The organism is Methanospirillum sp. (assembly GCF_035560735.1).
Taxonomy (GTDB): domain Archaea; phylum Halobacteriota; class Methanomicrobia; order Methanomicrobiales; family Methanospirillaceae; genus Methanospirillum.
Genome location: NZ_DATMYY010000255.1, coordinates 1 through 7432, shown reverse-complemented (window position 1 = coordinate 7432; position 7432 = coordinate 1). Strand labels below are relative to the sequence as shown.

General features: G+C 43.8%; 10 protein-coding genes. 6 read left to right on the top strand and 4 right to left on the bottom strand.

Features of this window, described 5'->3' with window-relative positions; translation table 11 throughout:
- The 3 genes from VN429_RS07220 to thiI form a co-directional block, all read right to left on the bottom strand.
- A partial coding sequence (locus VN429_RS07220) for a hypothetical protein (protein ID WP_325631480.1) occupies nt 1-312 on the bottom strand: 312 nt, incomplete at its 3' end.
- A gap of 4 nt (nt 313-316) precedes the next feature.
- Entirely contained in the window at nt 317-1126 is an 810-nt protein-coding gene (gene larE / locus VN429_RS07215) for an ATP-dependent sacrificial sulfur transferase LarE (RefSeq protein ID WP_325631477.1), read from the bottom strand.
- A gap of 41 nt (nt 1127-1167) precedes the next feature.
- Nucleotides 1168-2265 carry a tRNA uracil 4-sulfurtransferase ThiI gene (gene thiI, locus VN429_RS07210; RefSeq protein WP_325631474.1) on the bottom strand — a complete coding sequence of 366 codons (1098 nt, stop codon included), beginning with the start codon at nt 2263-2265 and terminating at the stop codon, nt 1168-1170.
- 278 nt (nt 2266-2543) lie between these two features.
- Here thiI and VN429_RS07205 point away from each other — a divergent pair, with 278 nt between their 5' ends.
- The 5 genes from VN429_RS07205 (at nt 2544) to VN429_RS07185 (ending at nt 6232) form a co-directional block, all read left to right on the top strand.
- Entirely contained in the window at nt 2544-2984 is a 441-nt protein-coding gene (locus VN429_RS07205) for a hypothetical protein (RefSeq protein ID WP_325631470.1), read from the top strand.
- Nucleotides 2985-3537: 553 nt separating this feature from the next.
- On the top strand, nt 3538-4290 hold the full coding sequence (locus tag VN429_RS07200; protein WP_325631467.1) for a HesA/MoeB/ThiF family protein: 753 nt from the start codon (nt 3538-3540) through the stop codon (nt 4288-4290).
- A gap of 103 nt (nt 4291-4393) precedes the next feature.
- Nucleotides 4394-4792 (top strand): molybdenum cofactor biosynthesis protein MoaE, encoded by a 399-nt coding sequence (locus VN429_RS07195; RefSeq protein ID WP_325631464.1) that lies wholly within the window; start codon nt 4394-4396, stop codon nt 4790-4792.
- A 7-nt stretch (nt 4793-4799) separates the two neighbouring features.
- Nucleotides 4800-5951 (top strand): aminotransferase class V-fold PLP-dependent enzyme, encoded by a 1152-nt coding sequence (locus VN429_RS07190; RefSeq protein ID WP_325631462.1) that lies wholly within the window; start codon nt 4800-4802, stop codon nt 5949-5951.
- Complete coding sequence (locus VN429_RS07185; protein WP_325631460.1) at nt 5948-6232, top strand: hypothetical protein; 285 nt, start codon at nt 5948-5950, stop codon at nt 6230-6232. The genes VN429_RS07190 and VN429_RS07185 overlap by 4 nt, the downstream gene beginning before the upstream one ends.
- Nucleotides 6233-6354: 122 nt before the next feature.
- Here the strand turns inward: VN429_RS07185 and VN429_RS07180 are convergent, their stop codons facing one another.
- Nucleotides 6355-6696 (bottom strand): winged helix-turn-helix transcriptional regulator, encoded by a 342-nt coding sequence (locus tag VN429_RS07180; protein ID WP_325631458.1) that lies wholly within the window; start codon nt 6694-6696, stop codon nt 6355-6357.
- Between the two features lie 215 nt (nt 6697-6911).
- Here VN429_RS07180 and VN429_RS07175 point away from each other — a divergent pair.
- A partial coding sequence (locus VN429_RS07175) for an MFS transporter (RefSeq protein WP_325631456.1) occupies nt 6912-7432 on the top strand: 521 nt, incomplete at its 3' end.

The following is a 7432-nucleotide window of genomic DNA, read 5'->3' as shown; positions in this document are numbered from 1 at the left end:
CTGTAGATCTTCTGTCTCAATCACATCAATTGAGATATTTCCACAGTCTTTTGCAAATACGATAAATGCCTGAAGATTCTCAGAGTGAATAGACTTGAGTGATCTGGGAATGTATATTCGAATTATCTGACTTTTTTCAAGATCTTTCCTTTGTACCGATGCGATCTGGCGTATTGCAGAGATGATCATACCAAAATTAATTCGTTTGATGACCCGTACATGACCGACGGACAGATCATCAATCCATACCCGAAACCGGTCAGATGTCAGGATGATTCTGGTAGTATTCAGTTCTTCTCCGGTTTCGGTCATATCTCTACTTTATTGGGAGCACTTCATCCATGCTTCCGGATCGGTATCCACGAAGGTCAAGTGCTACATACGAGAATCCTATGTTGCGGATATTCTTTTCAATCTCTTCTCTCAAGCCAAAAATTTTGACCATATCATCAGGCAATACTTCAATTCGAGCAATATTTCCATGATGGCGTACCCTGACCTGATTAAATCCGAAATTTTTGAGGATTTCTTCACTCTCCTCGATCATCTGGAGTTTTTTATCGGTAATTTCATCCCCATATGGAATTCGGGAATACAGACATGCAGATGATGGTTTATCCCAGAAAGGGAGTCCTTTCTGATGGGCGATCTCCCTGATATCCTGTTTTGTGATCTCTGCCATAATGAATGGATGAATCACCCCGCATGAACTGAAGGCATCGATTCCAGGGCGATGTTCCCCGAGGTCTGAAATATTTGCTCCGTCTGCGATGGATTTACATCCATGACGTGTGGCTGCTTCGGCAAGGGTTGTATATGTGCCAGTTTTGCAATGTCTGCACCGGTCAGATGGATTGATCTGTTTCAGATCCTGTGAAAGTGATTCTCCCTTGAGTATCTCAAGGTTTAATCCAAGTGTTGAAGCATATGAGATTGCTTCTGCAACTCCTCTGCGTGGAACTTCTGATCCGTCTACAAGGACACAGTAGACTTTTTCAGAGCCGAGTGTCTCCTGTGATACTGCTGCCAGAAGCGTACTGTCCACTCCTCCTGAGTACGCAATGAGGATTGGTGCCTGTTCTTTGATTATCTCTTCAAGTCTGGAGAGTTTAGCTCTAAGGTCCATTGGTTATCCATCGGGTCATATGTGCTGAAGATTCAGGATTTTCACTCGTTGTACAAGGTTTTTTCGATCTCTTCTATTCTTCCCCGTTCTGATGTCGTAGCCGGTTTAAAGGGAATGGCACAACAGCATGACGGAACCTGCATGATTGAGAGATCAAATGTTCCAATGTTTCGTGCTAAGATTATGGTCTCCTCTTTATCGTATCCGATGAGCGGACGATAAACCGGCATATCTACTGCGTCGTCAAGAACGAAGAGGTTGTCAAGTGTCTGGGAAGCGACCTGGGCCAGAGATTCTCCGGTAACAATCCCTTTAGCTCCAGTTTTTAGTGCAATCTCTTCAGCAATACGATAGAGATGCCTCTTACAGAGCACACAGGCATACTTTTCGAGGCCCTTCTTTTTGAGTTGCATGCGGTTTGCATACACATCGCCGTCATCGATCACCTGAATAGATAGATCTGGTTGATATCTCCTTAAATGCTCGACGATGAGGCGTGCCCTCTCTTCTGAACTATCATCATGAAATGGTGCTATCTTAATGTATACCGGGATGATTTTACAGCCCCGTTTCATCATCATATACATTGCAACAGGTGAGTCAATACCTCCGGAGTGGAGAGCAACAAGTGTTCCTGATGCCCCAAGAGGCACTCCACCGGGGCCTGGGAATATTTCTGTGTATAAATAACAGTTTTGATCCCTGACTTCTATGTGCAGTTCGTACTCCGGATTTTTGAGGTCTGCCTTTAAAGAGGGGTAAAAACCTCTCAAATGGTCTCCAAGATCCCGTGCAAGTTCCTGGGAAGTGAAGGTATGCTCCCCTGTTCGGTGTATTCTGAGTGCGAAGGTGGCTACGTTCCCGATACCGGTCTCTTCAGCGTACCTGGCTATCTCCTCTCTTATTTCAGGCAGGGATACTTTTTTGCATGGAGAGAAAGAGTGCACACCAAATGTGTACCTGAGTTGATCAGGATCAACCGGACCTGATATCCAGATACGTCCTCTCTCTCTGGTCACAGAACAGTCAGGAAGCCTGCTTGCCAGTGACCGGATCAGGATATCCTCCCATGATCTCCTGACCGGTTCGCTCTTTAGAAAAATTTCAGAATATCTAACTAACCAAATATCAGTGTTCATACAAGTTCCGTTCAGATAAAATCAGAATGCCTCACTATTGTCAGGTAGATGTATCTCATCAACCTTCTGGGATTAAAGTTGGAAACAGTATCTCCCTTGGAGGTTAAAAGGTATGAGAATGAGGCAATGTCCACTCAATGGGCATGAATCGCTCTTATTCCTGATCGTATCCGGATTTGAGAATTCATTCAAAAGAGTCAAAAAAGGGGAGGCAATATCATTATCTCCATCCAGTGATATGTAACCAACACGTGCGGGTTTCCGCACAGGGAGGAACCATGATTCAGGTATGGCGAATTCTTGGAATGGTCATGGTAAGTTTCATGTTGGTAGGAGGGGTGAGCCCTGGTATCGCAGACAGTATCTATGGGTATACCTTCAATCAGCATTTGTGGACTACAACCATAAACACCAATTCAAATATTGACATCGAGTATGATGTTGATATGCCAGATGGTGCCGATTATAATTTGTATGTCTGGGATACCTGGGGAGAAATGTGGTATTTATCCAAGGCTGATGGGAATACCGACTATGTTATCGTACCCCAGCACAAAGGATACAAGCATTATCTGTATCTATATGCATACAAAGGGGAGGGAAAATGGGTGTTGACGTGTGATGATATCAAATGGGTACCCGGGTCTATCAAAGATATGGGACAATATTCCCCAAGCGAGATCCAGGATTTACTAGATAGTAATCCAGATTACCCCTAAACCGATCATTAGATTTATAGAACCATCAGTGAGATGGTTTCTGAATTTTTTTTGGTCTTTTCTATTCTATAACATTCTCATTCACTGGAAACCGGGTGATTAGGCCAGGATTCTCTCATTGAAATCAGAGGTTCCTCATATGATCTGGTAAGAGCTGCCGCTACTGATGGTGCTATTTCTCTTAAGACTAACTATTGTATGTTCACATGGTGGACACGAGGTAGAAATGAATCCTCAAAAGAATACAGGTTCTCTGGCTGCTCTGCCAGAGGATGGAGAATCTTATTCCCAGGGATATGGGACCAGGGTGGTGTCTGAGATCACCTATCCCCGGGAGCTTAGGCGGGGCAATTATTGTTGGCGTATGTGTAATACCTATGCCATATGTATTGGTACCAGCCTGATACCAATCTCCGTTCAATAAACCTGTAAGTCCGCTTTGTATATGCCATTGCCATATGGGGGCTCTGCCCCCTCCTGTTCCTATTCGCATCTTTTGAAGACTGTATGATTATACTATGGGTATATCCTTAATCACCATGGAGCCAGTCAATTGTCATCAGATTTTGAGTTATCAGACAACGAGAGAGAGCGTTATCTCCGTCAGATCCTGATATTTGGATCAGAAGGGCAGGAATCTCTTAAAAAAAGCCATGTATTCATTGCTGGATGTGGTGGTCTTGGCTCCCCGATAGCCCTGTATCTTGCAGCTGCTGGTGTCGGGACCCTTACTATTGTTGATCAGGATGTAGTGGTATTATCCAATCTGAACCGTCAGCTTCTTCACTGGTCTGATGATATCGGGAGAGTAAAGGTGAGTTCAGGCGAAGAGAAACTTCGCTCTCTAAATCCTGAAATTTCCATTCGTGCAACCCATGCTTCAATTACATCTGAATCTGTTCCTGTTCTTGCAAAAGATGCAGACATCATTGTAGATGCAGTGGACTCCATGGAAACCCGTATGATTCTGAACTCCTATTCTGTTAGATATAAAATTCCGTTTGTTCATGGAGCTGTTCATGGGCTGAAAGGGCAGATGATGGTTGTCATTCCATATAGCACCGCCTGCCTGCGGTGCTTTATTCATCATCCACTTAGGTATCCTGTTGTTCCCGTGCTGGGGGTCACAGCTGGCATCATCGGTCTTATGGAGGCAAATGAGGTCATCAAAATAATCACCGGATTTGGAACCGTTCCAGCAGGCAGACTTATCCTTTGGGATGGTGAACATGCAAGATTAGAAAACCTCCAGGTCAGAAGAGATCCCCTTTGTCCGGTATGTGGGAGATCTGAATCTTCTGAGTGAGCGGAAAAATTGTTATCCTGATAATCATTTTCACTGAATCTTCATCATAACTGAAGGATAGATCCATTAAAGGAACAGATCCCATACATATAGGATAATGAGTATGTACCGGATACAGGAAGACCCCATTGATCTGACACAGGTTTTTGAGAATATCGGACCTGATACCGGAGCTGTTCTTATCTTTGCAGGAACAGTGAGAAATGACGGGATGGATATTCTGCGGCTTGAGACCGATAAGGAAGAAGCAGAAAAGGAGATTAATAAGATAATCTCGGAGGCCGAAGAGAAGTGGGATCTCACCTACGTTCAGGTTATCCACCGGTATGGTTCTATGAAAGTAGGTGAAGTGATCGTGCTCATCACGGTTGCATCCGGCCATCGGGATGTAGCATATGCAGCATCACGATACCTTATCGATGAATTAAAAGTCAGAGTTCCGATATGGAAAGCAGAACTGTTTGGCGACAAGGTACGCTGGGTTCCAGGGGCAGGAGAATAATCTAATCGTGCAGCAAGTGGATATCAAGGACCTGATTTATCTGAATAATGCTGCAAGTACCTGGCCCAAACCCCCTTGTGTACTGGATGCAGTAGCGCAGGCATCTTCACTGCCCTATCTGGAATCTGGACGGACCACACTTGAAGGCTTGATCTCTTATCCAGATGAGGGTCGGGGAGCACTCGCTTCTTTTTTTCATACAGGTGATCCACATGAGTGGATATTCACATCAAATGCAACAGATTCACTCAATATTCTGATTCACGGATTTGCTGCAGGTAAAAAATCCCCTTTTCATGTGATCACAACAGAACTAGAGCACAATTCTGTAATCCGCCCATTATTGGCTCTGAAGAAGGCAGGAAAGATCTCCCTCTCTATTATCCCGGCAGACTCGGGGGGGCACATTCAACCTGATCTGATTTGTGAAGCCATTACTCCCGAAACCCGGCTAGCAGTGATAAATCATGGCAGTAACGTAACCGGAGCAGTACAGGATATATCTGAAATCTGCAGAATACTCCATGACGAAGAACTCTTCTCAATAATCGATGGTTCGCAGACAGCCGGACAGATCCCTATACAATTATCAAAAATCCCAGTCGATGCCTTTGTTTTTACCGGTCATAAGTACCTCTTTGGGATTCCCGGGACTGGTGGATTTTTTATCAGAACTCCTGAATCAGTCCTCTCTCTGCATCAGGGAGGTACCGGATTTGATTCGGCGTCTCCTGACCATCCAACAGAGATGCCTGCACGCTTTGAGGCAGGAACTCCAAACTTTCCAGGTATTGCTGCACTGACTGCGGGTCTTGGATACATCTCTGATATCGGTTTTGATCAAATCTGCCGACACCTTGAGGAAATGTCCTGCTATCTTTCAGAACGGCTATCAGACCTGGATGCAGTAACTCTGTACACACCCAATCCTGAAACCCCGATATTCTCATTCAATATCACAGGAGTGGATCCAGATGATATCGGGATGATTCTTGGGAGAAAATATCATATCGTCACCAGGACCGGTCTTCATTGTGCCCCATGGATTCATCAGAGGCTGACTAGGGGGCTGGGTTGTGTCAGAATGAGCCTTTCATTTCTGAACACTATGGAACAGTGCAGGTTTGTGGCTGATAGTATTGAGGAACTTGTGGTATGAAGATTATTAAGTCTCGAATCTCATCAAAATGTACCGATGGTTCAATCGTAAATGAATGTACTCTCGATATTCCGGTTAGTGATGGGTTTCTCCAGTCAATTCAGGCTAAAGGGGAGGTTTCAACCAAACAACTTGGGAACAACACTCTCTTTACCTTTTCCTGTGATCTCTTTTCAATGAAAGGAATGGTAGGAGATACGATAATCTATGTGAGTCACCGGAAAGAGGATGCAGATACAGTTCAGTCTGTGATAAGCTCAATTTTTGAAAAATATCCCTAATTTATAGAAAGAGCCAGAACCCGGAAATACTGGGCTATGCTGATCTGCAGTCAGCTGCATAGCCTCCCTGCCATTCTGGCTGATAAAAAGAAAAGATTTGAAAATTCAGAAAAAAAATAGATCTATTTTCTGATAAGGTTCTGATCAATGTATTCAAGAGCCCATGTATTGAGCGCCTTATACACATTAATCAGTTTTTCTCCAATTGGCGTTAGCGAGTACTCTACCCGGGGAGGAATCTCTGCATATGCTCTTCGTATAACGATGCCATCCTTTTCGAGCTGGCGAAGTTGGGTTGTCAGAACTTTCTGGGTTATTGCTGGTATCTTCTCCTGGATCTCATTATATCGCAGTGTTTTGTCCTGAAGGAAATACAGAATTCTAAGTTTCCATTTCCCATCGATGATATTTAATGCCACTTCAACCGGGCATATCTTTTCTGATTCTCCGGTTTTCTTTTTCATTGGTATCTTCATGGTTCGTATGGATGAATAAAGTTCGTTTTTACAATAAATACGCGTTGATCAAATGTAGTTGCACATAAAACTCGGAGACATTTCGTGAATCAGACGAAATTTTATCAAACATGATGCAATTATCATTGAAAAACCATTCAGGGTTGTATTCACAATCGCGGCAAAGATCCATCCTTCTGATGATTCTCATCGTTGGGGTGTTCATGGCAAACCTTGATGCTGTCATGGTTAACGTGGCATTACCAACGATAACAGTTTTTTTCACAACCGAACTTGCATTATCCCAGTGGACGGTTACTGGTTATATCCTCATGATGACAAGCCTGCTTATCATCGTCGCAAAGTTGTCAGAATATACCGGGATCACCAGGCTATATATTGCCGGCTGGGGTTTGTTTACGCTCAGTTCATTAGCCTGCGGTTTTACTGAAACAATTGTCGGCCTCATTTTCTTTCGTATTATTCAGGGAATAGGTGCATCCATGGTTTATTGCGGGATGGGTCCTCTGATCATTCATGCCAGTGAGCCCAGTCAGAGGGGACAGGTAATGGGATACATCACAACAGCCATTGCATGTGCCACTTTTATCGGTCCTGGGCTTGGGGGTTTTATTACTGAACTTCTTGGCTGGCAGTATATTTTTCTGGTTAATGTCCCAATCGGAATTTTTCTCATTATTTGTTGCCTGAAATATCTAAATATTCAAGAGAAGAGAACTGAATC